25 protein-coding genes and 1 other RNA gene are annotated in these 26,491 nt (G+C 56.6%); 18 read left to right on the top strand and 8 right to left on the bottom strand.

The window, feature by feature from the left end; translation table 11 throughout:
* The first annotated feature begins 55 nt into the window (after window positions 1-55).
* The 9 genes from LQ945_RS10330 to LQ945_RS10370 all read left to right on the top strand — a co-directional run bounded on the left by LQ945_RS10330 (window position 56) and on the right by LQ945_RS10370 (window position 5,198).
* On the top strand, window positions 56-502 hold the full coding sequence (locus LQ945_RS10330; protein WP_333482959.1) for a hypothetical protein: 447 nt from the start codon (window positions 56-58) through the stop codon (window positions 500-502).
* A 140-nt stretch (window positions 503-642) separates the two neighbouring features.
* A complete protein-coding gene (locus LQ945_RS10335) occupies window positions 643-1,323 on the top strand; it encodes a DedA family protein (RefSeq protein ID WP_020831800.1) in 681 nt (226 codons plus the stop codon).
* Window positions 1,323-1,694, top strand: coding sequence for an EnvZ/OmpR regulon moderator MzrA (gene mzrA / locus LQ945_RS10340; protein ID WP_269934116.1), 372 nt, complete (start codon window positions 1,323-1,325; stop codon window positions 1,692-1,694). The genes LQ945_RS10335 and mzrA overlap by 1 nt, the downstream gene beginning before the upstream one ends.
* 220 nt (window positions 1,695-1,914) lie before the next feature.
* Window positions 1,915-2,286 carry a DUF1090 domain-containing protein gene (locus tag LQ945_RS10345; protein WP_044553622.1) on the top strand — a complete coding sequence of 124 codons (372 nt, stop codon included), beginning with the start codon at window positions 1,915-1,917 and terminating at the stop codon, window positions 2,284-2,286.
* Window positions 2,287-2,450: 164 nt separating this feature from the next.
* Window positions 2,451-2,756: a DUF883 family protein gene (locus LQ945_RS10350; RefSeq protein WP_020831805.1), complete on the top strand. Its 306-nt coding sequence runs from the start codon at window positions 2,451-2,453 to the stop codon at window positions 2,754-2,756.
* A gap of 2 nt (window positions 2,757-2,758) precedes the next feature.
* Window positions 2,759-3,163 carry a phage holin family protein gene (locus tag LQ945_RS10355; RefSeq protein WP_044553624.1) on the top strand — a complete coding sequence of 135 codons (405 nt, stop codon included), beginning with the start codon at window positions 2,759-2,761 and terminating at the stop codon, window positions 3,161-3,163.
* The gene (locus tag LQ945_RS10360; RefSeq protein WP_044553626.1) at window positions 3,160-3,447 is read left to right on the top strand and encodes a YqjK-like family protein; all 288 of its coding nucleotides are present in this window, start codon (window positions 3,160-3,162) and stop codon (window positions 3,445-3,447) included. The genes LQ945_RS10355 and LQ945_RS10360 overlap by 4 nt, the downstream gene beginning before the upstream one ends.
* 294 nt (window positions 3,448-3,741) lie before the next feature.
* Window positions 3,742-4,137, top strand: coding sequence for a DoxX family protein (locus LQ945_RS10365; protein ID WP_122080286.1), 396 nt, complete (start codon window positions 3,742-3,744; stop codon window positions 4,135-4,137).
* Window positions 4,138-4,211: 74 nt separating this feature from the next.
* Window positions 4,212-5,198, top strand: a complete 987-nt coding sequence (locus LQ945_RS10370; protein WP_270102840.1) for a glutathione S-transferase family protein — start codon at window positions 4,212-4,214, stop codon at window positions 5,196-5,198.
* A gap of 37 nt (window positions 5,199-5,235) precedes the next feature.
* On the opposite strand, the gene LQ945_RS10375 is transcribed toward LQ945_RS10370, so the two are convergent.
* On the bottom strand, window positions 5,236-6,141 hold the full coding sequence (locus LQ945_RS10375; RefSeq protein WP_041414994.1) for a LysR family transcriptional regulator: 906 nt from the start codon (window positions 6,139-6,141) through the stop codon (window positions 5,236-5,238).
* 107 nt (window positions 6,142-6,248) lie between these two features.
* On the opposite strand from LQ945_RS10375, the gene LQ945_RS10380 reads away from it, so the two are divergent.
* Window positions 6,249-6,950 (top strand): pirin family protein, encoded by a 702-nt coding sequence (locus LQ945_RS10380; protein ID WP_270102841.1) that lies wholly within the window; start codon window positions 6,249-6,251, stop codon window positions 6,948-6,950.
* 58 nt (window positions 6,951-7,008) lie between these two features.
* Here the strand turns inward: LQ945_RS10380 and rnpB are convergent.
* Both rnpB and rsmI read right to left on the bottom strand, forming a co-directional pair.
* Window positions 7,009-7,387, bottom strand: an RNA gene (rnpB, locus tag LQ945_RS10385) — RNase P RNA component class A.
* Between the two features lie 41 nt (window positions 7,388-7,428).
* On the bottom strand, window positions 7,429-8,292 hold the full coding sequence (gene rsmI / locus LQ945_RS10390; protein WP_012147032.1) for a 16S rRNA (cytidine(1402)-2'-O)-methyltransferase: 864 nt from the start codon (window positions 8,290-8,292) through the stop codon (window positions 7,429-7,431).
* Between the two features lie 62 nt (window positions 8,293-8,354).
* On the opposite strand from rsmI, the gene LQ945_RS10395 reads away from it, so the two are divergent.
* The 5 genes from LQ945_RS10395 (at window position 8,355) to LQ945_RS10415 (ending at window position 13,641) form a co-directional block, all read left to right on the top strand.
* Entirely contained in the window at window positions 8,355-10,385 is a 2,031-nt protein-coding gene (locus LQ945_RS10395) for a penicillin-binding protein activator (protein ID WP_270102842.1), read from the top strand.
* Window positions 10,382-10,735 carry a YraN family protein gene (locus tag LQ945_RS10400; protein ID WP_262240794.1) on the top strand — a complete coding sequence of 118 codons (354 nt, stop codon included), beginning with the start codon at window positions 10,382-10,384 and terminating at the stop codon, window positions 10,733-10,735. Before LQ945_RS10395 ends, LQ945_RS10400 begins: the two co-directional genes overlap by 4 nt.
* Before the next feature lie 51 nt (window positions 10,736-10,786).
* Window positions 10,787-11,377: a DnaA initiator-associating protein DiaA gene (gene diaA / locus LQ945_RS10405; RefSeq protein ID WP_020831820.1), complete on the top strand. Its 591-nt coding sequence runs from the start codon at window positions 10,787-10,789 to the stop codon at window positions 11,375-11,377.
* A gap of 9 nt (window positions 11,378-11,386) precedes the next feature.
* Window positions 11,387-11,962, top strand: coding sequence for a division/outer membrane stress-associated lipid-binding lipoprotein (gene dolP, locus LQ945_RS10410; RefSeq protein ID WP_020831822.1), 576 nt, complete (start codon window positions 11,387-11,389; stop codon window positions 11,960-11,962).
* A 116-nt stretch (window positions 11,963-12,078) separates the two neighbouring features.
* Entirely contained in the window at window positions 12,079-13,641 is a 1,563-nt protein-coding gene (locus tag LQ945_RS10415) for a S10 family peptidase (RefSeq protein ID WP_270102843.1), read from the top strand.
* Between the two features lie 56 nt (window positions 13,642-13,697).
* Here LQ945_RS10415 and mtgA read toward each other — a convergent pair whose 3' ends face one another.
* The 4 genes from mtgA to LQ945_RS10435 form a co-directional block, all read right to left on the bottom strand.
* Window positions 13,698-14,429, bottom strand: coding sequence for a monofunctional biosynthetic peptidoglycan transglycosylase (mtgA, locus tag LQ945_RS10420; protein ID WP_044553640.1), 732 nt, complete (start codon window positions 14,427-14,429; stop codon window positions 13,698-13,700).
* On the bottom strand, window positions 14,426-15,079 hold the full coding sequence (gene elbB / locus LQ945_RS10425; protein ID WP_044553642.1) for an isoprenoid biosynthesis glyoxalase ElbB: 654 nt from the start codon (window positions 15,077-15,079) through the stop codon (window positions 14,426-14,428). Before elbB ends, mtgA begins: the two co-directional genes overlap by 4 nt.
* Window positions 15,080-15,316: 237 nt before the next feature.
* Window positions 15,317-17,656 (bottom strand): aerobic respiration two-component sensor histidine kinase ArcB, encoded by a 2,340-nt coding sequence (arcB, locus tag LQ945_RS10430; protein WP_182822165.1) that lies wholly within the window; start codon window positions 17,654-17,656, stop codon window positions 15,317-15,319.
* A gap of 104 nt (window positions 17,657-17,760) precedes the next feature.
* Complete coding sequence (locus LQ945_RS10435; protein ID WP_270102979.1) at window positions 17,761-18,687, bottom strand: TIGR01212 family radical SAM protein; 927 nt, start codon at window positions 18,685-18,687, stop codon at window positions 17,761-17,763.
* Between the two features lie 695 nt (window positions 18,688-19,382).
* Here LQ945_RS10435 and gltB point away from each other — a divergent pair.
* From gltB to LQ945_RS10450, 3 genes are all read left to right on the top strand, one after another.
* On the top strand, window positions 19,383-23,843 hold the full coding sequence (gene gltB, locus LQ945_RS10440) for a glutamate synthase large subunit (protein WP_044553648.1): 4,461 nt from the start codon (window positions 19,383-19,385) through the stop codon (window positions 23,841-23,843).
* 11 nt (window positions 23,844-23,854) lie between these two features.
* Window positions 23,855-25,273: a glutamate synthase small subunit gene (locus LQ945_RS10445; protein WP_044553650.1), complete on the top strand. Its 1,419-nt coding sequence runs from the start codon at window positions 23,855-23,857 to the stop codon at window positions 25,271-25,273.
* A gap of 171 nt (window positions 25,274-25,444) precedes the next feature.
* The gene (locus tag LQ945_RS10450) at window positions 25,445-25,924 is read left to right on the top strand and encodes a hypothetical protein (protein WP_044553652.1); all 480 of its coding nucleotides are present in this window, start codon (window positions 25,445-25,447) and stop codon (window positions 25,922-25,924) included.
* 67 nt (window positions 25,925-25,991) lie between these two features.
* Here LQ945_RS10450 and sspB read toward each other — a convergent pair whose 3' ends face one another.
* On the bottom strand, window positions 25,992-26,489 hold the full coding sequence (gene sspB / locus LQ945_RS10455) for a ClpXP protease specificity-enhancing factor (protein WP_046372555.1): 498 nt from the start codon (window positions 26,487-26,489) through the stop codon (window positions 25,992-25,994).
* Window positions 26,490-26,491: the final 2 nt, after the last annotated feature.

Consider the following 26,491-nt stretch of genomic DNA (forward strand, 5'->3'; position numbering starts at 1 on the left):
TTTGGTAAAGTTGAGCCACTTTTTTACCCTCTGCTACGGGGCGGGACGCGAATACATGCGCTGGTTGTTTGCCATGCTTATTGCTCTTTTTTGCTGGACCGATTCGGTCTCCGGCCAAAAGCTATGCGCGGCACCTTCCAAAGCAACCCCTACGTCGCTGAGCAGTTTACCTTCGCTCTCAGATCCGTTGCTTTCCCCTTACGACCAGGTTTATCGGTCACCGGCAGAGCTGCAGCGAAAAAAACCGGGTAAATTGCCGTTGTTATTGCCACGGTTGCATTCCTTCTCCGGCTCGCTGTCGACCTGCGCCCAACTACCGCCGGTCTATACCCTGGCCGCAGAGCTGGGCCACCGCACCAAACTCCCGCGCCAGAACTCACCTGCGCTCAACCGGCTTGCCCAGGTCAACTGGACGCTGCACACCCCGCAGCAGCAAAACAGGCTAGGCGGCTGGAAAGAAAGTAATATGCTTTACCGTGGCACGCTGACTTACCACTCATGACCGGTGTCGCACCGACTAGAATCCACTAAAAAGCAACGCCGTTTCATCATTATCAGCAGCCAGCATCGCCCGCGCGTTTTCGGCCCACACCCGATCAGCCGCTGAGATAAAAACAAACAATGACGTTTTAGGAACACCGGATGGACATCATTAAAGAACTGTTACATGCCTTATGGCAGCAGGATTTTGAGACGCTGGCGAACCCTTCGCTGGTCTGGACCCTCTACGTGCTGCTGTTTATGATCCTGTTTTTGGAAAACGGTCTGCTGCCGGCCGCCTTTCTGCCTGGGGACAGCCTGCTGATCCTGGTCGGCGTCCTGATCGCCAAAGGCACCATGAATTTCCCGCTCACCATCCTGATCCTGACCGTCGCCGCCAGCCTGGGGTGCTGGGTCAGCTACATACAGGGCAAGTGGCTCGGCAATACCCGAACGGTACAGGGCTGGCTGTCGCACCTGCCGGCTCATTATCATCAACGGGCGCACCAGCTGTTCCACCGCCACGGGCTTTCCGCCCTGCTGGTCGGTCGTTTCCTGGCGTTTGTCCGCACCCTGCTGCCGACCATTGCCGGCCTGTCTGGTCTGAGCAATGCCCGCTTCCAGTTCTTTAACTGGATGAGCGGCCTGCTGTGGGTGGTGATCCTCACCTCGCTGGGCTTTGCTCTGGGCAAAACCCCGGTCTTCCGCAAGTATGAAGATCAACTGATGTTCTGCCTGATGCTGCTGCCGCTGGTGCTGCTGGTCGTCGGGCTGGTCGGCTCGCTGATCGTCTTGTGGCGCAAGAAACGCGCCGATAGCCAGGACCAGGGGAAAGGGGCGTGATGATCAAGCGCCCGCGCTGGCAGTACATGTTGCTGATTGCGCTCGCCTTGTTGGCGCTTGCCACGCTGTTGGTGCCCTGCATGGTGCGCACCGAGAGCGAACTGCGCATCCGTGCGGGCCAGCAAGGCCTTTCGCTGCCTGACGGTTTTTATGTCTATCAGCGACTGGATCAGCGCGGTATCCGCATCAAAAGCATTACCCCGGAAGGCGACGGCCTGGTGATCCGCCTGGACTCGCCGGAACAGCAGTTGCTGGCGCGCGAGGCCTTGCAAACTATTCTGCCGCCGGGGTACATCATTGCCCTGAGCGAATCCCCAGTACCCACTCACTGGGTGCGCGAATTTGCGCGCTCCCCCCTTAATCTGGGATAATACCCTTTCATATGAAGGGGTTTCCTTTCATATCATCGCCCTGTTCAATTAATCATCACTCAACACTGAACCGGGGCGGATTCTTTGGGGTCTTCACGATTTATGACTATGCTCAAGGTTAGCGTCAGTCAGCCACGTAAGACTCCTGTCGCACTGCCCCTGTCGGCAGTCAGGAAAGCGGATACGTGCCAACGCATCCCAATAACAAGGAATTGATAGCATGAAATTACGCCAATCTATGTTACTGGCTCTCCCATTCTTCGTCTTCCCGGCCCTGTCATTTGCGGCTGAGGGCGGCTGTGCCGCCAAAGCGCAAGAGATTCAAAAACAGATCGATTACGCCACCCAGCACGGCAATACTCACCGCGTCGCCGGGTTGAAAACGGCGCTGAGCGAAGTGCAGACAAATTGCACCGAAGCCGGTCTGCAGGCCGATCGCCAGAAAAAAATCGATGAGAAGCAAAGCAAGGTAGCCGAACGTCAGCAGGAGCTGAAAGAAGCTCAGCAGACCGGCAATCTGGACAAAGTGGCCAAGAAACAGAAAAAGCTGGCTGAAGCTCAAGCCGAGCTTAAGCAAGCCCAAGCGGAATAATTTTTTTACACTAGCGGATTTATCGCTGAGAGCCGCACCATGCGGGATTTTTACCGCATTTAAAATAGATGCTTAGTGATATCAGCTACCCATCGGCCCTTTGCTCCGGCGAAAAAATCCGCTATGTTAAAAGTCTGTCTCAGTTAACGTCAAGGAATTATCACATGGCACATGATTCAAATGCAGAAAACTTACGCGCTGAACTTAAATCCTTAGCCGATACGCTGGAAGAAGTGTTGAACTCTTCCACCGATAAACCAAAAGCCGAACTGGAAAAGCTGCGCTCCAAAGCTGAAGGCGCGCTGAAGGATACTCGTGCTCGCCTGAGCGATGCCGGGGACAAACTGGCTTCTCAAACCAAACAGATCGCCGGCCAGGCGGACGAGTATGTTCGTGATAATCCGTGGACCGGTATCGGTATCGGCGCTGCCGTCGGTGTGGTGCTGGGCGTTCTGTTAGCGCGCCGCTAATTATGGCTGAACAACAACCGCAAGTTCGTGCACAGGGCCCCGCCAAGGGGGTCCTGGACGTCGGCCAGCGCATCATCACTATTCTGGTCGGTATGGTGGAAACCCGTGTCCGTCTGGCAGTGGTCGAGCTGGAAGAGGAGAAAGCCAACCTCATTCAGTTGCTGATCATGGCCGGCATGACGCTGTTGTTCACCGCGTTTGGCCTGATGAGCCTGTTGATCCTGATTTTCTGGGCCATCGATCCTATCTACCGTCTGATGGCGTTAGGGGCCACTACCGGGGTGCTGTTGTTCCTGGCGGTATTCGGTGCCATTTGGACACTGGTCAAGGCCCGCCGCTCCACGTTGCTGGGTGCTACGCGCAAACAGCTGGAAATCGACCGTTCCGAGCTGGAGGACGAAAAATGAATCGTCGCCGCTATCTGGAATGGAGAAAAGAGAAGCTCATCCGCAAGATCCAGCAGCAAAGGCTGGATCTTGCGGAAAACAAAACGTTGTGGCTGGAAAAGACCGAGCGCATTGACCGCGGCTGGCAAACGATTTTCGGCCTGCGCAAATACCTGGTGATCGGTTCCAGCGTGATGGCCCTGTACGGTATTCGCCATCCGAGCAAGCTGATCCGCTGGTCGCGTCGCGCCTTCGGTGCTTTTGGCACTATCCGTTTGATCCAGAAAACCTTTTCCAACAAATAACCTTTCGCAGTTCCTTCAATTCTTCCGTTGTTAAGCCCGCCTTTTCACAGAAAATGCCCGTTTCTGTCGGTGAAGGCTGGGCAACATTCTGATTCCCCTCTCTTTGTTAGCAGGCTAAAGATTCAGTTTTTTTGAAAAAATACGACAGTTTTACTTGCTAACAAAGCGTGCGCTTCCCGATTAACATTCATTCCATCGACACGAAACGGGCAGGACAGGGTCAGATACCCGGCATACCGCCCATCGACATGAAAACGCCAAGACTGGCAAACAAAAATCACTTTGGAGTAAATGATGAAAAAATTAGAAGATACAGGTTTGCTGGTTGCGCGTATTTTGATGCCGATTCTGTTTATCGTGGCAGGCTACGGCAAAATGGGTGATGCCTATGCCGGAACCCAACAGTACATGCAATCGATGGGCGTGCCTGGCTTCTTGCTGCCACTGACCATCCTGCTGGAATTTGGCGGCGGTCTGGCAATCTTGTTCGGTTTCCTGACTCGCACCGTGGCGCTGTTCACCGCCGGTTTTACCGTGCTGACCGCGTTACTGTTCCATACTAACTTTGCTGAAGGCGTAAACCAGCTGATGTTCATGAAGAACCTGACCATCGCCGGTGGTTTCCTGGTACTGGCTGTTGCCGGCCCGGGCGGTTTCAGCATCGACCGTCTTTTGAACAAAAAGTGGTAAGCTTTTAATACCGACACAGGGGTCCGGCATGCCGGACCCTTCTGCTTTTTCACTCGGACACGAAGGAGATCCCCATGGGACAACTCGTCGATGGCGTTTGGCAAGACATCTGGTATGACACCTCATCCACCGGAGGCCGTTTCAAGCGCTCAACCTCTCAGTTCCGCAACTGGGTGACCGCCGACGGTCAGCCGGGCGAACACGGCGTCGGAGGTTTTAAAGCGGAGAAAGATCGTTATCACCTGTACGTTTCACTTGCCTGCCCTTGGGCGCATCGCACTCTGCTGATGCGTAAATTGAAAGGGCTGGAGCAGATCGTTCCTGTTTCTGTGGTACATCCGCTGATGCTGGAAAACGGCTGGACCTTCGGCACCGATTTCCCTGAAGCGACCGGCGATGACCTCTATCACTCAGATTTCCTCTACCAGCTTTACCTGCGCGCCGACCCGCATTACACCGGCCGTGTGACCGTACCGGTGCTGTGGGACAAGCAGCAGCAGGCCATCGTCAGCAATGAATCCGCCGATATTATTCGCATGTTCAACAGCGCATTCGATGGCGTTGGCGCGCGCGCCGGCGACTATTATCCTGCAGAGCTGCGCGGGAAAATTGATGAGCTGAACGGCTGGATTTACGACCTGGTGAACAACGGGGTGTATAAGGCCGGCTTTGCCACCAGCCAGGAAGCCTATGACGAAGCGGTACACGGGGTATTCGACGCCCTGGCGCGGCTGGAGCAAATTCTGGGACAACAGCGTTATCTGACGGGCGATCGCCTGACTGAGGCTGACCTGCGCCTGTGGACCACGTTGATACGCTTCGATCCGGTGTATGTTACCCACTTTAAGTGCGACAAACACCGCATCAGCGATTACCTCAACCTGTACGGCTTCCTGCGTGATATCTACCAGATGCCAGGCATGGCCGAAACGGTCAGTTTGCCGCACATCCGCAATCACTATTATCGCAGCCACGCCACCATCAATCCGCACGGCATCATTTCGATTGGGCCGGCGCAGGATCTCGATGAACCACACGGTCGCGACACGCGTTTCGGTTAACGACAAGCTCCCCTTTGCCTGCGGCAAGGGGGAGCGCTTACTGACGCTCCAATTGGGTGAACAGCCTTGGGATCTCGCGCAGGAACCAGGCCTTCGCTTCGCCCATGCTGTCGCGCCGCCAGGCCATGATAATGTCAACTTCACGGCTGTATTCCGGCCCCACCACTCGCAAGCGCCCTTCTTCGATATCTTTCTCGACCATCGGGTAAGGCATGGTCGCCACGCCCAGACCGGCCAACAGCGCCAAACGTTTGTCTTCAATGGTGCTCACCGTCAGACGCTGCTGCTTATCCAGTAATTGTACGGTCAATACCGGGCGTTCCCTGGCGGTATCCGCTACCGCAATGCCACGGTATTTCACCCGCGTAGCTTCGGCCAGCGGCTCCGGCTCCAGATGGATCGGATGGTCCGGCGCGGCTACGTACATGCTCGTCACTTTGTACAATTTACGAGTGTTGATTTCTGACGAGGCACGAAAGTGCATGTCCGGGGCGATAACGATATCGGCGCGCCCCTGCTCCAACCGCTCCCAGGCCCCGGCCAGCACCTCAGTGAAGATAGACACCTGGGTATTGGCTTTCAGCGCCAGCTTATCGACCAGCGGAAACAGCTTGCTTGGCGGCGACAACGCTTCGCTGACGATAGTCAGATGCGTTTCCCAGCCGCGCGCCAGTGCCTCGGCGTCGGTGGTCAACTTATCCGCCGCCTCCAGCAGCACTCGTCCACGATCCAGCAGCATGCGGCCGACATTGGTGAATTTGGTTCGGTGGCCGGAGCGGTCGAACAGCACCACGTCCAATTCTTCTTCCAATTTTTGCATGGTGTAGCTGAGCGCCGAGGGTACGCGCCCCAGCTCATCGGCTGCCGCAGCAAAGCTGCCACGTCGGTCGATCGCATCCATAACCCTTAACGCCTCAAGCGTTAACGCCCGATCTCTGGCCATCGAATCTCTCTGTCAGGAAATTTGAATATGCCGACCAGATTAACTGGCTAACAATCCGGCGTCCAGATGCTTACCATTTAGATAATGAATTTAGAGAGCCGATTGCCATGATTACATGCAGAACAGCAAAACAATGCGGGCAAGCTGACTTTGGTTGGCTGCAGGCTCGCTACACCTTTTCTTTTGGACATTACTTCGATCCCAAGCTGATGGGTTACGCCTCGCTGCGGGTGCTCAATCAGGAAGTCCTGGCGCCGGGCGCAGCCTTGCAGCCGCGCACTTATCCGAGCGTGGACATTCTGAATCTGATCCTGCAGGGCCAGGCGGAATACCGCGACAGCGAGGGCAACACAGTGAGCGCCAAGGCCGGCGAGGCTTTGCTGCTGGCCACCCAGCCAGGGCTGAGTTACAGCGAACAGAACGCCAGCAACGACACGCCGCTGACCCGTCTGCAACTGTGGTTGGATGCCTGCCCAGACACCAATAACGAGCGTGTGCAACACCTGGTACTGCCGACCAGCGGCGTGACGCTGCTGGCCTCGCCGGACGGTGCTCAGGGGAGCCTGCAACTGCGCCAACAGGTGTGGATCCACCATCTGGATTTACAGGCCGGTGAGCAGCAGACGCTGGCGTTGAACGGACCCCGTGCGTACCTGCAGTCGATTCACGGCACCATCGAAGCCCAAGGCAATAACCACGATGGCCAGAGCCTGACGTGCGGTGATGGAGCATTTATCCACGAGGAGAACCGTCTGACGATCCGCGCCAAAACGCCACTGCGCGCGTTGCTGATCGATCTGCCGGTCTGAGTCACATCCTGAAAGGAAAAAACCCCGCGTAACTTGCGTTACGCGGGGTTTTCTTTATAGAGGGAGTTGACCGGTAAGCCGGGTTCTGTCGTGGACAGTCATTCCTCTAGGCCAGCAATCGCTCACTGGCTCAAGCAGCCTACCCGGGTTCAGTACGGGCCGTACCATGTGAACCCCTATTTGGCCTTGCTCCGGGTGGAGTTTACCGTGCCACGAACTGTTGCCAGTCGCGCGGTGCGCTCTTACCGCACCCTTTCACCCTTACCTGATCCCGCTTGCGCGGGCCATCGGCGGTTTGCTCTCTGTTGCACTAGTCGTAGGCTTGCGCCTCCCAGGCGTTACCTGGCACCCTGCCCTATGGAGCCCGGACTTTCCTCCCCTCCATCTGTCTCCCCCGAAAGGGACGGCAATGAAGCGGCGACTGTCTGGTCAACTCCGGCGCGGATAGTAGCGTTGCGCTCACGGCAGGTCAACCGCTTTACTGTTCTTGTTGCTCCAATGCGTATTTATACAACGCATTTTTCTTCACGCCGTGGATCTCCGCCGCCAGCGCGGCCGCCTTTTTCAACGGTAATTCTTTTTGCAGCAGCGCCAGGGTCCGCAACGCCTCCAGCGGCAGTGCATCTTCCTGTGCTTTGTGGCCTTCAACGATCAGCACCATCTCGCCGCGACGACGCACTTCGTCTTCCTGCACCCAGGCCAGCAATTCGCCGACCGGCGCACCGGTAATGGATTCCCAGGTTTTGGTCAGCTCACGCGCCAGCACCACGTAACGCTGCGGCCCCCACACGGTCACCATGTCTTGCAAACTTTCCAGCAGACGGTGGGTTGATTCGTAGAAAATCAGCGTGCGCGGTTCCTCTGCCAGCGCCATCAGCGTATCCTTACGCCCCTTGGTTTTCGCCGGCAGGAACCCTTCGTAACAGAAGCGGTCTGAAGCCAGACCGGCAGCGCACAGCGCGGTGGTTGCCGCACAGGCGCCCGGCAGCGGTACCACGCGGATACCGGCTTCGCGGCAGCGGCGCACCAGGTGGTAGCCGGGATCGTTAATCAAGGGCGTACCGGCGTCGGAAACCAGCGCAATGCTCTGGCCTTCCTGCAATTTCGCCAGCAGTTGATCTGCCTTTTGCTGTTCGTTATGGTCATGCAACGCAAACAACCGCGCGCTAATCGCAAAGTGTTGCAACAGCAACCCGGTATGGCGCGTGTCCTCCGCCGCAATCAGATCAACGCTTTTCAGTACCTCTAACGCACGGTGGGTAATATCCCCTAAATTGCCGATTGGGGTGGGCACCACATACAGCGTTGATGCAGAAATGACTGATTGTTGGTGTTGATTCATTGTTTCATCCGGATTGCCGATTTAATATTAAGCATCTTGAAAAAAACATCACTGGATACAGTATGCTTTCCTCAACATTCGTTCGTACCAAAGCAGGGCGTTCAAAGCCTGTCCGACTTACCGCAGTTATCGCGGCAGCCCTTTTCCTTGCAGGCTGCCCGAGTCAGGCCCCGCAGACGCCGCCCGCTAATATACAGGACGAAGCGAGCGCCAGTTCCGATTACTATCTGCAGCAGCTGCAGCAAAGCAGCAATGATAACAAGGCTGACTGGCAATTACTTGCTATTCGCGCGTTGCTGCGCGAAGGGAAACTGCCGCAGGCCAGTGAACAACTGAACCAGCTGCCGAAAAACCTCAGCAGCGTTCAACTGGTGGAGCGCCAGTTATTGAGCGCCGAGCTGCAGGTGGCGAACAATAGCTATGTCGCGGCCCGCACTACGCTGAGCCATCTGGATACCGGCTCGTTGTCGACCAACCAACGAGTGCGCTTCTACCAGGCACAGATTGCTGCCAATCAGGGTAAACCTTCGCTGCCGCTGATCCGTGCTTATATCGAGCAAGAACCGCTGGTGACCGGCAAAGCGCATCAAACCAATCTGGACCAAACCTGGCTGTCCCTGCTGCAGCTGACGTCGCAGGACATGAACAGTCTGGTGATCAACGCCAATGAGAATGTACTGCAAGGCTGGTTGGATCTGCTGCGCGTTTATCAGGACAACAAGCAGGATCCCGATCTGCTGAAGGCCGGCATTAAAGATTGGCAGAATCGCTACCCGCAGAACCCAGCGGCGAAAACCCTGCCTACTCAGTTGAACCAGGTGTTGAACTTTACCCAGGCTTCCACTTCAAAAATCGCGCTGCTGCTGCCGTTGAACGGCCAGGCAAAAGTGTTCGCCGATGCGATCCAAAAAGGGTTTGAAGCGGCAAAAAACGGCGTGACGCCTTCCGCTCCGGTGCAACAACAGCAGCAACAGCCTACCAGCGAGCCGGTGCAGGCTCCTGCTTCGACGGATCCCAATGCCAACGGCGCAGTAAGCACGTCAGCGCCGTCAGCAGATGCTGCCCCGGTAACGGCCGCTCAGCCTTCAGCCCCATCCACCGCGCCGATTACGCCGCCGCAGGCCGCTAACGCGCAGATTAAAGTGTATGATACCTCCAGCCAGCCACTGGCCGCGCTGCTGACGCAGGCCCAGCAGGATGGAGCCACCTTGGTGGTCGGCCCGCTGCTGAAAGAAAATGTCGATCAACTGGCCGGCAGCACCACCACCCTGAACGTCTTGGCGCTCAACCAGCCGGAAACGCCGAAAGACAATCCGAACATTTGCTACTTCGCGCTTTCACCGGAAGATGAAGCCCGCGATGCTGCCCGCCACATTTGGGAACAGCAGAAACGGCAACCGCTGCTGTTGATCCCGCGCGGTGCCTTCGGCGATCGCGTTGCCAAAGCCTTTAATCAGGAGTGGCAGAAACTGGGCGGCCAAACGGTGCTGCAGCAAAATATCGGCTCCGCCGGTGAACTGCGCCAAATGGTGAACAGCGGCGGCATTCGCATGTCGGGCACGCCAATCTCCACCGCACCGGCACCGCAGGCGGTCACCATTGCCGGGCTGACCATTCCTGCGCCACCGAGTGATACGCCAGCAGCCAGCGGCGGCAGCGTAGATTCGGTCTATATCGTCGCGACCCAGTCCCAGCTGACGTTGATTAAACCGATGATCGACATGGCCACCAACTCGCGCAGCAAGCCGGCGATGTACGCCAGTTCGCGCAGCTACCAGGCCGGGGCCGGTCCGGATTTCCGCCTGGAAATGGAAGGCCTGCAGTTCAGCGATATCCCGTTGCTGGCCGGTGCCAACCCGCAGCTGTTGCAGCAGGCAAGCAGCCAGTTCCGCAACGACTACTCGCTGGTGCGCCTGTACGCCATGGGGATGGATGCCTGGACATTGTCCAACCACTTTGCTGAAATGCGCCAGTTGCCCGGCTTCCAGGTCTCCGGCACCACGGGCATGCTGACCGCCTCACCGGGTTGCGTCATCAACAGAAAACTGCCTTGGCTGCAATACCGCCAGGGCATGGTCGTCCCGGTCTCTTGAGTCAACGCGCTACAGGGGCGGGCTATGAATTACAAGCCCGCCACTATCTGGAACGCGCCGGGCTCACCTTCTTCGCCGCCAATGTTACGCTGCGCGGCGGTGAGCTCGACCTCATCATGCGCGATGGCCAAACCTGGGTGTTCGTTGAAGTACGCTACCGACGCAGCGATGCGTTTGGCGGTGCCGCCGCCAGCGTTACCTATCGCAAGCAACAGCGGTTGCTGCATGCCGCCGCCGTTTGGCTGGCGGGGCGCGGAGCCAGTTTTGACACATCGTCTTGCCGTTTTGATGTTTTGGCCATTACCGGTAACCAGTTAGAATGGATACCCAATGCCTTCAATGCGGATTAAACGCGGTTTACCGGTGCAGACCGGCCCTTTGACTTAGTGGATTAATACAACGTGCTGGATAGAATTAAAGCCTGTTTTACCGAAAGCATCCAAACCCAGATTGCGGCGGCGGAAGCTTTGCCCGACGCCATCTCGCGTGCAGCAATGACGCTGGTTCAATCCTTACTCAACGGCAATAAAATTCTGTGCTGCGGTAACGGCACCTCGGCAGCCAATGCGCAGCATTTCGCCGCCAGCATGATCAACCGCTTTGAAACCGAGCGCCCAAGCCTGCCGGCCATTGCACTGAATGCCGATAACGTGGTGCTGACCGCGATCACCAACGATCGCCTGCACGATGAAGTCTATGCCAAACAGGTTCGCGCGCTCGGCCACGCCGGCGACGTGCTGCTGGCAATTTCCACCCGCGGCAACAGCCGTGATATTGTGAAAGCGGTCGAAGCTGCCGTGACGCGTGACATGACGATTGTCGCACTTACCGGTTACGACGGTGGGGAGCTGGCCGGCTTGCTTGGCCAACAGGATGTCGAGATCCGTATCCCTTCCCACCGCAGTGCACGCATTCAGGAAATGCATATGCTGACTGTAAATTGCCTATGCGACCTGATAGATAATACGTTGTTTCCCCACCAGGACGATTAAGGAACTGAGATGAAGCTAAAAGCCACATTTGCAGTGCTGTCCAGCGCCCTGCTGTTACAAGGTTGTATTGCAGGCGTTGTCGTTGGCAGCGCCGCCGTCGCCACTAAAACGGCCACCGACCCACGCAGCGTGGGGACTCAGGTAGACGATGGGACGCTGGAAGCCCGGGTTGAAAATGCCCTGAGCAAAGATCAGCAGTTGAAGAAAGAAGCCCGGGTGGTTGCAACCGCCTATCAGGGTAAAGTCCTGCTGACCGGCCAATCGCCAAGCACCGATCTGGCGGCCCGTGCCAAGCAGATTGCCATGGGTGTTGAAGGCACCACCGAAGTGTATAACGAGATCCGTCAGGGGACGCCGGTTAGCCTGAGCACCGCCTCTTCCGATACCTGGATCACCACCAAGGTCCGTTCACAGCTGCTCACCAGCGATACGGTGAAGTCATCCAACGTGAAAGTGACCACTGAAAATGGCGAAGTGTTCTTGCTGGGCCTGGTCACCCAACAGGAAGGCCAGTCTGCGGCGCAGATCGCCAGCCAGGTGAGCGGCGTAAAACACGTCACCACCGCCTTTACCTTCGTGAAATAATCCTTCAGGCAAGGGGTCTTCCCCTTGCCGCTTTTCTGCACGCTCCCCGCTGTTTTACCCTGGTTTAATGAGTCGCGTTTAAAGTAACCTCTCACTTCATTACGGATAAAATTCAAATGGACAGAATTTTAATCGGTTTTCTCACTGCCGTTTCTTTATTCACCGCCGACGTTTCCGCCGCCAATCCCCCACAGGAAGTTCCCCGTGCCGAGCATGCCCCGGCTTCGATGGCCGATCAAACCGTTACCACTGAAGGCGCGATCACGGTCAACCAGGTAAAAATCAATTATCAGGCGCAAACCGGGGTGCTGGAATTGAGTAAAGACGACCCGGAAGATCCCGTGACCGGCATGTTCTATGTCGCGTATTTCAAAAAGAATGAGAATAAGAGCGAGAGCAGGCCGATTACCTTTATCTACAACGGCGGGCCGGGCTCTGCCTCGCTTTGGCTGCATATGGGAGCTCTGGGGCCTAAACGGGTTATCGCTACTCAGCCAGAAAAAACACAGCTGGCGCCTTACCCACTAACCGATAACCAGTACAGCCTGCTCAACGTCAGCGATCTGGTGTTTATCGATGCCCCCGGGACGGGTTACAGCCGCTTTTCCAGCAGTGCCGCCAGCCAGCCAGAGAGAGCGCAGCAAAAATCACAGAGTGCCAGCAACGTTTATGGCGTCAACGGCGATGCTCAGGCTTTTTCTCAATTTATCGTTCAGTTTCTAACGCATTACCAACGCTGGAACTCACCTAAATATTTATTGGGTGAAAGCTACGGCACTACCCGCTCGGTGGTATTGGCCGAGACGCTAAAAAATCAGAATATCGATCTTAACGGCATTATCCTGATGTCGCAGTTTCTGAACTACGACAATAATGTCGACGATCCCAATCAAAACCCCGGCGTCGATCAGCCTTACTATCTGGCGCTACCAACCTACGCAGCCAGCGCATGGTACCACCAGCGGCTGCCGGGCAAACACCAGAGCCTGCAAACCTTGCTAGACCAGGCCGAGCAGTTTGCGCTGGGGACTTATGCTCAAGCATTGCTGCAAGGCGCCAATCTGCCTGAAAAAGATCGCCAAACGCTCGCCGAGCAGCTTTACCAATTTACCGGCATTCCGGCCGATTATTGGCTCAAGGCCAATCTGCGCCTGAGTGGGCCGGTTTTCGCCAAGCAACTGTTGAGCCGTCAGGATGAGACCATTGGCAGAATCGATACCCGCTATCGTGGACCGTCGCTGGATAATATCGCTGAAACGTCCAATTACGATCCCAACATCAGTGCAATTACTTCCGCCTACGTCGCGCAATTCCACGATTATCTTGGCAAAACGCTGCATTTTAGCGCCGATCAAAACTATCGCGCATTTTCCGATGAGACATATGACTGGAACATGTCCAGCAACAGCCGGGACAGATCATTTAACGTGTTGCCGAGCCTGTCACGGGTGATGAAAATGAACCCGGCAATGAAAGTGATGGTGATAGGCGGAGTTTACGATCTGGCCACTCCTTACTTCGTCGCCAAATATGAGATGAGCCATCTGCCCGTGTCGCCCAAATTACGCGACAATATCCGTTTCTATTGGTATGACACCGGGCATATGCCGTACGTGGATGAGCCATCGCTCAAAAAGATGCATGCGGACTTAAGCGCATTTATCAGCAATAAGCCCTGATGCGGACTAGCCGCTGAAGAGAGAGATACCTTGCCCGAAAGCAGGGTATCTCTTGGTTAATCCAGCTTATTCTCTTTCAGGAAACCTTCCCCACCCAACTGACGCATCTGGCGCATGATCCACTGCTGTCGCTGTATGACATAGCCGGAAGGCGCATTGGCCTTGAAGCGATGCGGATTGGGCAGCACGGCTGCCAGCAACGCGGCCTCCGAGGCGGTCAGGCGCTTGGCCGGTTTATTGAAGTAGCGCCGTGACGCTTCCTCTACGCCGAACACGCCGTCACCGAACTCCACGATATTCAGGTATACCGTCAGGATCCGACGCTTGGTCCACACCAGCTCAATGCCGGAGGTCAAACCGGCCTCCAATCCTTTGCGCAACCAGCTGCGGCCATCCCACAGAAACAGGTTCTTCGCGGTTTGCTGCGACAGCGTCGAAGCGCCGCGAATGCGCGTAGGTCGACGTTCATTGTGGCTGAACGCTTTTTCTATCGCCGCCACGTCAAAACCCCAGTGATCCGGGAACTTCTGATCTTCCGCCGCCATCACCGCCAGCGCCATCTGCGGGGAAATCTCGTCCATCGACACCCAGTCGGAATGCGCCACATAGCCAAAATCGCCCCTCAGCCAGGCGCCGATCTGCCGCTCTACCATCACCGCCGAAAAAGGCACCGGCAAAAAAGCGAAGGCCACGATGCCCAGCAGCCATACCCCGACCACCGCGATCGCGGCGCGTTTCAACCAAAACCATGGCCGGGATAGCATCGATTTGCCCACAGACTTTCTCATTCAGCCAAGTCCAGCACCCGTGAAACCAGCTTATCAATCCCGCGGGCAGCCTCACCGATTGATTTCGCCAACATATAGGCCGGCGTGGTCACCACTTTGTTCTCAATATCCACCACGATATCGTCAACCGGACAAATGACCGGCTCACCGCCCATGGCATCAATCACTTCACCGAGGTCAGGATCGTTGCCAATGGTCAGCCGCACTTGTTGATCCAGCAGCTTTGGCAGCAGCGCCGGCGCAATGCACATAAAACCGATTGGTTTATTTGCCTTATGCATTTCTTGCGTTAGCTTCGCCAAATCTTTATCAATCCAGCATTCCGCCCCTTCGCTGGCAAAACTGCTGAGGTTCTTTGCCGCACCAAACCCGCCGGGGACGATCAGGGCGTCCAGTTGGTCGGCATCGGCCTGTGAAAGCGGCTGGATCTTGCCTCTCGCAATGCGTGCGGACTCCAGCAAAACATTGCGCGCCTCCGGCATTTCATCGCCAGATAAGTGATTAATAACATGAAGTTGAGGTTTATCAGGGGCAAAGCACACCGCCTGCGCGCCTGCCCGGTCCAACGCCAGCAGCGTCAGGACGGCCTCATGGATCTCCGTACCGTCATAAACCCCACAGCCGCTCAGCACTACGCCCACGTTTTTCATCACCCTTCCTCCTGTTGATACTGTCAACTGGTTAGTGCTCGGAGTAGACAAACACTAATCTACATCACACATTTTAATGAATCTTCTAACAAGAGCGCTTACATTTGGTATGTTGTTGGCTGTATGATGTTTAGGAATTCTCTACAACCTGCTCGACCAGAACACTAAATCCAATACGCAGGTTCACAATTTCCCTGGTGTTGGCGCAATATTCGCGCACCCCGGCCTAGGTCGGGGTCATTTTTTTTCAGCTTCCGCTACCCACGCTCGCAGTACCTGCACATCGTTACGCCACTCCTGCTTCAGCTCATCCACCCAGTCCTGCACGTTATCCCACCATGCCGGCAACGTCGGGGTTTGAATTTGCTGTGCCAGCTGTTGCAGATGGCGCAGCCCCACCGAACCCGCAGCGCCTTTAATCTTGTGCCCTTCTTCCGTGATGCCTTTCTGGTCGCGCGCGGTCATATTGGAATCCAGCACCGCCAGATAGCCCGGCATCATTTGCTCAAACATCTCCAGGCTCTGATGGATCAACTGCGGCCCCACCAGGTCCATGTACTGTTCCAGCATGGTGGTATCCAGTAAAGACTCATTAATTTGCATCGTCTTTTGCTCCATTTTCTTTGTGGTGTGAGAGGGTTGATGATCCCAGTAATGTTTAATCACCTTGGTCAGCGCCGGCACCGACAGCGGCTTGCTCAGCACGTCGTCCATCCCCGCGTCGAGATACTCTTTCTTGTCTTTCAGCACGTTGGCGGTCAATGCAACCAGCGGCGGCAACGCCTGCCCGGCATAGCGCTCTCGCAGCACCCGGGCGATATCCAGCCCGGTCATATCCGGCAATTGGATATCCAGCAACACCAGATCGAACTCGTCCGGATCAAACATCGCCAGCGCATCCTTGCCGTTCATCGCCACTTCGACGCTGTTGCCCAGCTTCTCCAGCACCGAACGCGCCACAATCACGTTCAGCTCGATATCTTCGACCAGCAGGATATGCAGCGCCGGTAATGGCAAGGCCTCTTCCGCCTGCGTTTCACTTTCCGCTTCCTGCACCGCCGGCGCCTGGATGGTCAAAGTGAAGCAAGAACCGTGCCCTTGCACGCTGTTGACGGTGATATCGCCGCCCATGCTCTGCGCCAGGCGCTTGGAAACCGCCAGCCCAATGCCGGTGCCGGTTGCCGGACGACCGCCGTGCTGGTCCTTGACCTGATAATACATGGCGAAGATCTTGTCCTGTTCATCCTGCGGAATGCCCATGCCGGAGTCTTCCACCTCAAACACCAGCCGATCCTGCTCCTCACGCCGCACGCGGACCACAATTTGCCCCTGCGGTGTGAATTTCACCGCATTGCCGATCAGGTTCCATAGGATCTGACGCAGGCGGGTACCATCGGTAATGATTTGCTGCGGCAGCGGTGGCTGCGGCTCCATCACAAACTGCAGGCCTTTCGGCTGAGCCAACAGGCCGGAGAGGTTTTCCAGGTCCGCCAGGAAGCCGGTAAAATCTACCGGTTGATTGTCGAGCTGCACCTTGCGCCGCTCAAGCTTGTCCATCTCGATAATGTCGTTGAAGATATTGCCCAGGGTAATGGCGCTGACATGGATGGTTTTGAGGTATTTCAGCTGTTCGTCGTTTAACTCGGTATCGAGCAGAATGCGGCTCAGCCCGACAATGCCGTTAAGCGGCGTACGAAGCTCGTGGCTGATCGTGGAGATGAAGGTGGTCTTGTCCCTGCTGGCGTTCTCCAACGCGTCCTGATAGCGCTTACGCTCGGTTATATCGCGGCCAAAGCCCATCAGCCCATGCCGTTTGCCAACGCGGTCGTAAAACGGCACTTTGCGCAGCTCAAAACAGGCCTTGCGCCCGTCCGGATAGACCAGCCACTGTTCATAGGTCAGCGAAACGTTGTGGCGGAACACTTTCTCATCGGTTTCTATCACCTTTTCGGCGATTTCCTGGCCGTAAACGTCGTACGGCGTCAGGCCAATCAGCTGTTTTTCGCTTTTGCCGGTCAGCAGCTCCATCGCCCGGTTACAGCCGGAGAATTCTTTGTCTTCGTTGCGGTAATACACCAGGTCCGGTGAGGCATCGAGGAAAGAACGCAACAGCGCCGACTGCTGGCCCAGTTCGATTTGCGCCAGTTCACGCTGTTCCATCTCTTCCGTCAGCTTGTCCATCACCTGCTGGCGCTCTTCTTCCGCCTTGATACGGTCGGCAATTTCCTGATTCAGCTGGCTGATGTTATCTTTAAGCTGCTGGTTCAGCTCCAGGTCGCGGTGGCGCATTTCTTCCAGCTTATCCACCAGCCGCGCCAGGCGCTGGCGTGATTCTTCAAGCTGTTCGACCACCACCGACAGAAAGTAGACTGCCCAGGGCGTAATCAACAGGCCGAAGAAGATTGAGCGCACCACGTCGATGCTTTCCACTTCGCCGCGCAGCAGCATGGTCACCGCCATCTGCACCACCATCGCCAGCACCACCAGCGCCGACGCCAACAGCAGCGAAAAGCGTACCAGCCCCAGTTTTACCATTAAATCAACGTAGTACTGGGCTAACACCCGGATTTGCTTCATAGCCGCTCCCATCAGACAGAATCGTCTAAATCATACCGTAAAACACCGAGGAGATAAGGAAGCAAACGCCGAAGTGTGGGAAAGATTGCAAATCAAAACAGCGATCAAGGGCGATATTGCTGCTTTTCATCCAATCGGCTGCCCTGCCCGCCATGGCGCTGCAAATAGCCGCCGACCGCCTGCATGCCGTTCCAGCGGTTTTCGCACCATAACGGTGCCAGCAGCGTCGGCCGACGCGCGCTGGCGGAAATACGGTGATATACCACCTCCTGCGGCGTATGGCGAATCATCTCCCCGGCGCTGGCGGCATAGGCCTCAAGCGACAGTTCAGGCAGCCGGCCCGCCTGCCAGGCCCGCGCCAGCGTGCTGCCAATCACGATGTGCAGCGGATGCAGCTTGATGCCATCCACACCGCTGTCCACCACCCGTTGTAAGGTGGTCAAGTGGTCGGCTGCGGTTTCCCCCGGCAGCCCGACAATCAGATGGCTGCATACCTTCAGCCCGCGCTCGCGTGCCCGTTGGGCGGTGTGCTGATAACAGGAGAAATTATGGCCGCGGTTGATGCGCTTTAGCGTTTTATCGTGCGCCGTCTGCAACCCGAGCTCCAGCCACACTTCGTAGCCTTTTTCGCGGTAACTCGCCAGCAGATCCAGGGCGGCAGGTGGTACGCAGTCCGGCCGGGTTCCGACACAAATGCCGACCATATCCGCCTGGCCCAACGCCTGGCGATACATTTCCGCCAGCAGATTCACTTCTGCATAAGTACTGGTATAGGCCTGGAAATAGGCCAGGTAGCGTTTTGCGCGATTCACCCTGCCGGCCTGCAGCGCCAACTGTTCGGCGATGCTTTGATGCTGCATCTGTTCATCGGCAAATGAAGCGACATTGCAGAAGGTACAGCCACCGCGCCCCAGCGTGCCGTCGCGGTTCGGGCAACTGAACCCGCCGTGCAGCGTGAGTTTATGGATCTTTTCGCCGTATCGCCGCTGAAGGTCGGCACCAAACATATTGACTAATTGCGGCAACTGCATAATCTTGGGGGTCTCTGTGCTCAAAGCCCGTGATGCTAATAAAAAACGGCTTTTCCCGCGATGACAGAGATCAACGCTTTCTCCGCAAGGCTTCACCAAGCATAACTATTCATTATAAATGCAAATAAAATCATCCTGACCGAGATGAATTTTTCTTATTTCTACGCAACCGTTAACGCCAGTATGACATTGCGATGAAAAATAGTTGCAAACAACAAAAAAGAATAAGTTATTAGAATAAAACTCTGACATTCCCACCCGCACTAGCATGGTGCAGAGATTCAGGCGTTGCACTATAGTGAGACAGCTCACATTTCTTCGGGGGGCGACGCTCCTCTGCGCAAGCTCAAAAAACGCCAAAAAACAATTAATATCAAATAATTAAATACAATTATTTCATTAGAAAACCCCCTTAGGCCTATATTTGACCTGCGTATTCTTTCTCGCTAAGTTGGAAGTCCGCTGGAAGCTTTCTGGACGGGCAAACGTCTCGTCATATTTATGCAGTAATTTAAGACTCCCTCTTAAAACAAGTCATTTACCACTTGTGAGCACCATCACGAGAGGCCATTGACGGAGGGCGGAAAAGCAGATCGGCGATATTCAGCTTGCTGATTGGACTTCTGCCTGACGTTGAGAAGCCCGCTCGTGAGTCGGTTGTGAGAGTCACGCAGAGCCTGGGGAGGTTCACTGATATGTTGTACGATAAATCCCAAGAGCGGGACAACTGTGGTTTCGGCCTGATCGCCCACATAGAAGGCGAACCTAGCCATAAGGTCGTGCGTACCGCTATTCACGCACTGGCCCGCATGCAGCACCGTGGCGCAATCCTTGCTGACGGCAAGACTGGCGACGGTTGCGGCCTGTTATTACAAAAGCCCGACCGCTTTTTCCGCATGGTGGCGGAAGAGCGCAGCTGGCGCTTAGCCAAGAACTACGCCGTTGGCATGATGTTCCTCAGCCAGAACGAAGAGGAAGCCCGTGCCAGCCGCCGCATTGTAGAAGAAGAGCTGCAGAACGAAACGCTGTCGGTTGTTGGCTGGCGTGAAGTGCCGACCAACCCGGACGTTTTGGGTGAAATCGCCCTCTCCTCCCTGCCGCGTATTGAACAGATTTTCGTTAACGCCCCGGCCGGTTGGCGTCCACGCGATATGGAACGCCGCCTGTTTATCGCGCGTCGCCGTATCGAGAAGCGCGTCCAGGACGACAGCTTCTATGTTTGCAGCTTTTCGAATCTGGTGACGATCTATAAAGGCCTGTGCATGCCTGCGGATCTGCCCCGTTTCTATCTTGATTTGGCGGACCTGCGTCTGGAGTCGGCCATCTGCCTGTTCCACCAGCGTTTTTCCACCAATACCGTACCGCGCTGGCCGCTGGCGCAGCCGTTCCGCTATCTGGCGCACAACGGCGAAATCAACACCATCACCGGCAACCGCCAATGGGCGCGCGCCCGTACTTATAAATTCCAGACGCCGCTGATCCCGGATCTGCAAACGGCAGCGCCGTTCGTTAACGAAACCGGTTCCGACTCCAGCTCGCTGGATAACATGCTGGAGCTGTTGCTGGCTGGCGGTATGGATTTGATCCGCGCCATGCGCCTGCTGGTTCCGCCAGCCTGGCAGAACAACCCGGATATGGACACCGATCTGCGCGCCTTCTTCGACTTCAACTCGATGCACATGGAGCCGTGGGACGGCCCTGCGGGTATTGTGATGTCCGATGGCCGCTACGCCGCCTGTAACCTGGACCGTAACGGTCTGCGTCCGGCACGCTACGTCATCACCAAAGACAAGCTGATTACCTGTGCTTCTGAAGTCGGCATCTGGGATTACCAGCCGGATGAAGTGGTAGAGAAAGGCCGCGTGGGCCCCGGCGAGCTGATGGTGATCGATACCCGCAGCGGCAAGATCCTGCACTCTGCCGAAACCGACGACGATCTCAAAAGCCGCCACCCGTATAAGGAGTGGATGGAAAAGAACGTCAAGCGGCTGGTGCCGTTCGAAGACCTGCCGGCCGATCAGGTCGGCAGTCGTGAGCTTGACGACTCGCAGCTCGAGACTTACCAGAAACAGTTCGGCTACAGCAGCGAAGAACTGGATCAGGTGATCCGTGTGCTGGGCGAGATTGGCCAGGAAGCTACCGGCTCAATGGGTGACGATACCCCGTTTGCCGTGCTGTCCAGCCGCCCACGCATCATCTATGACTATTTCCGTCAGCAGTTCGCTCAGGTGACCAACCCGCCTATCGATCCGCTGCGCGAAGCGCACGTCATGTCGCTGGCCACCAGTATCGGCCGTGAAATGAACGTGTTTTGCGAGGCCGAAGGCCAGGCGCACCGTTTAAGCTTTAAATCGCCGATCCTGCTTTACTCCGATTTCAAACAGCTCACTACGCTGGAAGGCGAATACTATCGGGCCGACACGCTCGATCTGACCTTTGATCCGGCGGAGCAGGATCTGGAGCAGACCATCCGTTCGCTGTGCGACGAAGCGGAACGTAAAGTCCGCGACGGGGCCGTGCTGCTGGTGCTGTCAGACCGTGCCATCACCCCCCAACGCCTGCCGGTGCCTGCGCCAATGGCCGTCGGTGCGATCCAGACCCGTCTGGTCGAGAAAAGCCTGCGCTGCGATGCCAACATCATTGTTGAAACCGCCAGTGCCCGCGATCCACACCATTTCGCCGTACTGTTAGGCTTTGGTGCGACGGCGGTCTACCCCTACCTGGCTTACGAAACGCTGGCCAAGTTGGTAGATACCCAGGCAATCGACAAGAAATACCGCGACGTGATGCTGAACTACCGCAACGGCATCAATAAGGGCTTGTACAAGATCATGTCCAAAATGGGCATATCTACTATCGCCTCTTACCGCTGCGCCAAACTGTTCGAGGCCGTCGGCCTGCACCGCGATCTGTCCGATTTGTGTTTCCAGGGCGTGGTCAGCCGCATCGGCGGCGCCAGCTTCAGCGACATCCAACAGGATCTGCAGAACCTGTCCAAGCGTGCGTGGTTGAAACGTAAACCGCTGGAACAGGGCGGCCTGCTGAAGTTCGTCCACGACGGCGAGTACCATGCGTACAACCCTGACGTGGTGAGCACGTTGCAAACGGCAGTGCACAGCGGCAAGTACAGCGACTATCAGACTTATGCCAAGCTGGTGAACGAGCGTCCGGTGGCCATGCTGCGCGACCTGTTGGCCATCACGCCGAAGGGCACGCCAATTCCGGTTGATCAGGTTGAGCCTGCTGAATCGCTGTTCAAACGTTTCGATACCGCGGCGATGTCTATCGGTGCCCTGAGCCCTGAAGCGCACGAGTCGTTGGCCATTGCCATGAACAGCCTCGGCGGTTTCTCCAACTCCGGCGAAGGCGGTGAAGATCCGGCCCGTTACGGCACCAATAAGGTGTCGCGCATCAAGCAGGTGGCATCCGGCCGTTTCGGCGTGACGCCGGCTTATCTGGTGAATGCCGATGTGATCCAAATTAAAGTGGCGCAAGGAGCCAAGCCGGGTGAAGGCGGCCAGTTGCCGGGGGATAAGGTTACCCCTTATATCGCCAAGCTGCGTTATTCGGTACCGGGCGTGACGCTGATCTCGCCGCCACCGCACCACGACATCTACTCGATTGAAGATCTGGCACAGCTGATCTTCGACCTGAAACAGGTCAACCCGAAGGCCATGATCTCGGTGAAGCTGGTTTCCGAACCGGGCGTGGGCACCATCGCGACCGGCGTGGCAAAAGCCTATGCGGATCTGATCACCATTGCCGGCTACGACGGCGGTACCGGCGCCAGCCCACTGTCTTCAGTGAAATACGCCGGCTGTCCGTGGGAATTGGGCCTGGTGGAAACCCAGCAAGCGTTGGTAGCCAACGGCCTGCGCCATAAAATTCGCCTGCAGGTGGACGGTGGCCTGAAAACCGGCGTGGATATCGTTAAAGCAGCAATTCTGGGCGCAGAAAGCTTCGGCTTCGGCACCGGCCCTATGGTGGCGCTGGGTTGTAAGTACCTGCGTATCTGTCACCTGAACAACTGCGCAACCGGCGTGGCAACTCAGGATGAAAAACTGCGCCGCGATCATTACCACGGCCTGCCGGAACGCGTGACCAATTACTTCCAGTTTATCGCGCGCGAAACCCGCGAGATCATGGCGCAATTAGGGGTCAGCCAACTGGTGGATCTGATTGGTCGTACCGATTTCCTGACCGAGCTGGACGGTATCTCCGCCAAGCAGAACAAGCTGGATCTGTCGCCGTTGCTGAAAACTGCCACGCCGCATCCGGGCAAGGCGCTGCATTGCACCGAAAGCAGCAACCCACCGTTCGACCAAGGGTTGATGAACAAGGATCTGCTGGCGCAGGCGGAACCGCATATTGAAGCGAAAAGCAGCAAAGCCTTCTACTTCGATATCCGCAACACCGACCGCTCTGTCGGCGCTACCCTGTCCGGAGCCATCGCTACCGTGCACGGCGACCAGGGCATGGCGGCCGATCCGATCAAGGCCTACTTCTCCGGTACCGCCGGCCAGAGCTTCGGCGTATGGAATGCGGGCGGCGTAGAACTGACCCTGACCGGCGACGCCAACGACTACGTCGGCAAAGGCATGGCTGGCGGCCGTATCGCCGTGCGTCCACCGATTGGCTCCGCGTTCCGCAGTCATGAAGCCAGCATCATCGGCAACACCTGCCTGTACGGCGCTACCGGCGGCAAGCTGTTCGCTGCGGGCCGTGCGGGTGAGCGCTTCGCCGTACGCAACTCCGGTGCCATCACCGTGGTAGAAGGCATCGGCGACAACGGTTGTGAATACATGACCGGCGGCATCGTCTGCGTGTTGGGCAAAACCGGCATCAACTTTGGTGCGGGCATGACCGGCGGCTTCGCCTACGTGCTGGATGAAGACGGCGAGTTCCGTAAACGTGTGAACCCGGAACTGGTGGAAGTGTTGGATGTCGACCAACTGGCAATTCATGAAGAGCACCTGCGCGGATTGATTACCGAGCACGTGCAGGCGACCGGTTCTTCGCGTGCGGAAGAGATCCTGGCCAACTGGCCGGAATGGGCACCGAAGTTTGCTCTGGTCAAGCCGAAGTCCAGTGATGTCAAAGCATTGTTGGGTCACCGTAGTCGTTCCGCAGCCGAGCTGCGGGTTCAGGCGCAGTAAGAGGTCATTAAATGAGTCAGAATGTTTATCAATTTATCGACCTGCAGCGCGTTGATCCGCCAAAGAAACCGCTGAAGATCCGTAAAATTGAGTTTGTAGAGATTTACGAGCCGTTTTCGGAAACTCAGGCGAAAGCGCAGGCGGACCGCTGCCTGTCTTGCGGTAACCCTTATTGCGAATGGAAATGCCCGGTTCACAACTACATCCCGAACTGGCTGAAGCTGGCGAATGAAGGCCGCATCATGGAGGCGGCGGATCTGGCGCACCAGACCAACAGCCTGCCGGAAGTCTGCGGCCGCGTTTGCCCACAGGATCGCCTGTGTGAAGGCTCTTGTACCCTCAACGATGAGTTCGGTGCGGTGACCATCGGTAATATCGAGCGCTATATCAGCGATAAAGCGATCGAAATGGGCTGGAAACCCGACATGTCCCATGTGCTGCCTACCGGCAAGCGCGTAGCGGTTATCGGTGCCGGTCCTGCCGGCTTGGCCTGTGCAGATGTGCTGACCCGTAACGGTGTGAAAGCGGTGGTTTACGATCGCCATCCCGAGATCGGTGGCCTGCTGACCTTCGGCATTCCGGCCTTCAAGCTGGAAAAAGAAGTGATGGTGAAGCGCCGTGGCATCTTCAGCGAGATGGGCATTGAATTCCAGCTCAACACTGAAGTGGGCAAAGACATCGCCATGGAAACGCTGCTGAGTGAGTTTGACGCGGTGTTCCTCGGTGTCGGTACCTATCAATCGATGCGCGGTGGCCTGGAGAATGAAGACGCGCCGGGGGTCTACGACGCATTGCCGTTCCTGATTGCCAACACCAAGCAGCTGATGGGTTATCAAGCCGAGCAGCATGAGCCGTATGTCAGCATGGAAGGCAAGCGCGTCGTGGTGCTGGGCGGTGGTGATACCGCAATGGACTGCGTACGCACCTCTATCCGCCAGGGCGCCACCGAGGTTATCTGCGCCTACCGTCGTGATGAAGCCAACATGCCAGGCTCCAAGCGCGAAGTGAAAAACGCGCGTGAGGAAGGGGTTGATTTCAAATTCAACCTGCAGCCGCTGAGCATCGAACTGAACAGCGCCGGCCGCGTCGCCGGTGTGAAAATGGTTCGTACCCAACTGGGTGCGCCAGACGCCAATGGTCGTCAGGTTGCAGAACAGGTGCCAGGCTCCGAGCACGTCATCGATGCCGATGCTGTGGTCATGGCGTTTGGTTTCCGTCCGCACCAGATGGACTGGCTGGCTGCCCACGACGTCGAGCTCGACAAGCAAGGCCGCATCGTGGCACCGGAGAGCACGGATAATGCCTTCCAAACCAGCAACCCGAAAATCTTCGCCGGTGGCGATGCGGTGCGCGGTTCTGACCTGGTGGTCACGGCGATTGCTGAGGGGCGTAAAGCCGCCGATGGCATCATGAGCTATCTGGAAGTGTAATCTTCCGCTGACCTCCCCCCAAGGGCCCGCAGCCAAAACTGCCGGGCCTTTGTTTTTTCACTGCTGCCCACACGCTTTGTAACACCCCCTTTAACCCAACGCGCTATAGTATTGAGTTAGCATCACTCAGGGGCGCTGCTGCGTCTGATATCTTGATAAGGATAGCTAACCATGAAATTCTCCTTTCCCTTACTGACCGGCGCACTGCTGGTTGTCAGCTTCAATTCACTGGCCATGTCGCTCGACTCTCAGGAAGTGGGTTACAACATTGAGGCACGCGGTGCGGCGTCGGTGGTCGCTCAATTGGCTAAAGCAGGCCAGCTTGCCGCGGTAGAAAAAAACATCAAACTGGGCGACGATAACTGGATCGCTCTGGCCCCTAAACTGGCCAACGGCGGCAACGCCTCCTTTACCGCCGGCGTGAAGTCAGCCCTGTCTTCCGCGTTGGTCTATAACCCTGCAGCGGTGCTGCATGCCCTCGATAAAGGCAATAACTTACCGATCAACGATATCTGTACCGCACCGCCGGAAGTGCAAGGCGATACCGCTATCACCACGTTCAAGCAGCGCGCCACCCATGCACTCACCACCGTGCGTATCGGCGACCTCAGTGCACCGCGTGACGCCTGTATCGCCTCATTGAAAAGCTAAGCCAAGCTGGATCGCAGGCAATAAAAAAGGTCGCCGAAGCGACCTTTGAGCTTGCACCACTGCGGGATTATTTCACCACGCGCAGTGCCGGGCGGCCACCACGTGGCGGCGGAGGCGGTTCATCGTCCGAATCGTTATCTTCACTCAGATCCGGCCGATCGCCATCAATCACCGACATCAGGCTTTCCGATGGGATCGTCTCATTATCCAGGCCTTCAAACGCGCCTTCCGCTTCATAAGCGGCTTCCGGTTCAAACATGGTACCTGCACCGTTCTCACGCGCATAGATCGCCAGTACGGCTGCCATTGGCACAGAAACCTGACGCGGCACACCGCCGAAACGTGCGTTGAAATGCACTTCGTCGTTGCCCAGTTCCAGATTGCCCACCGCACGCGGCGCAATGTTCAGAACAATCTGTCCATCGCGGGCGAATTCCATCGGCACTTGCACATCAGGACGCGTCACATCTACCACCAGATGCGGTGTTAGCTGATTGTCCAGCAACCAGTCATAGAACGCCCGCAGCAAGTACGGACGGCGTGGAGTCATCTGAGACATATCCATGA

The sequence above is a fragment of the Serratia liquefaciens genome (assembly GCF_027594825.1).
Taxonomy (GTDB): Bacteria; Pseudomonadota; Gammaproteobacteria; order Enterobacterales; family Enterobacteriaceae; genus Serratia; species Serratia liquefaciens_A.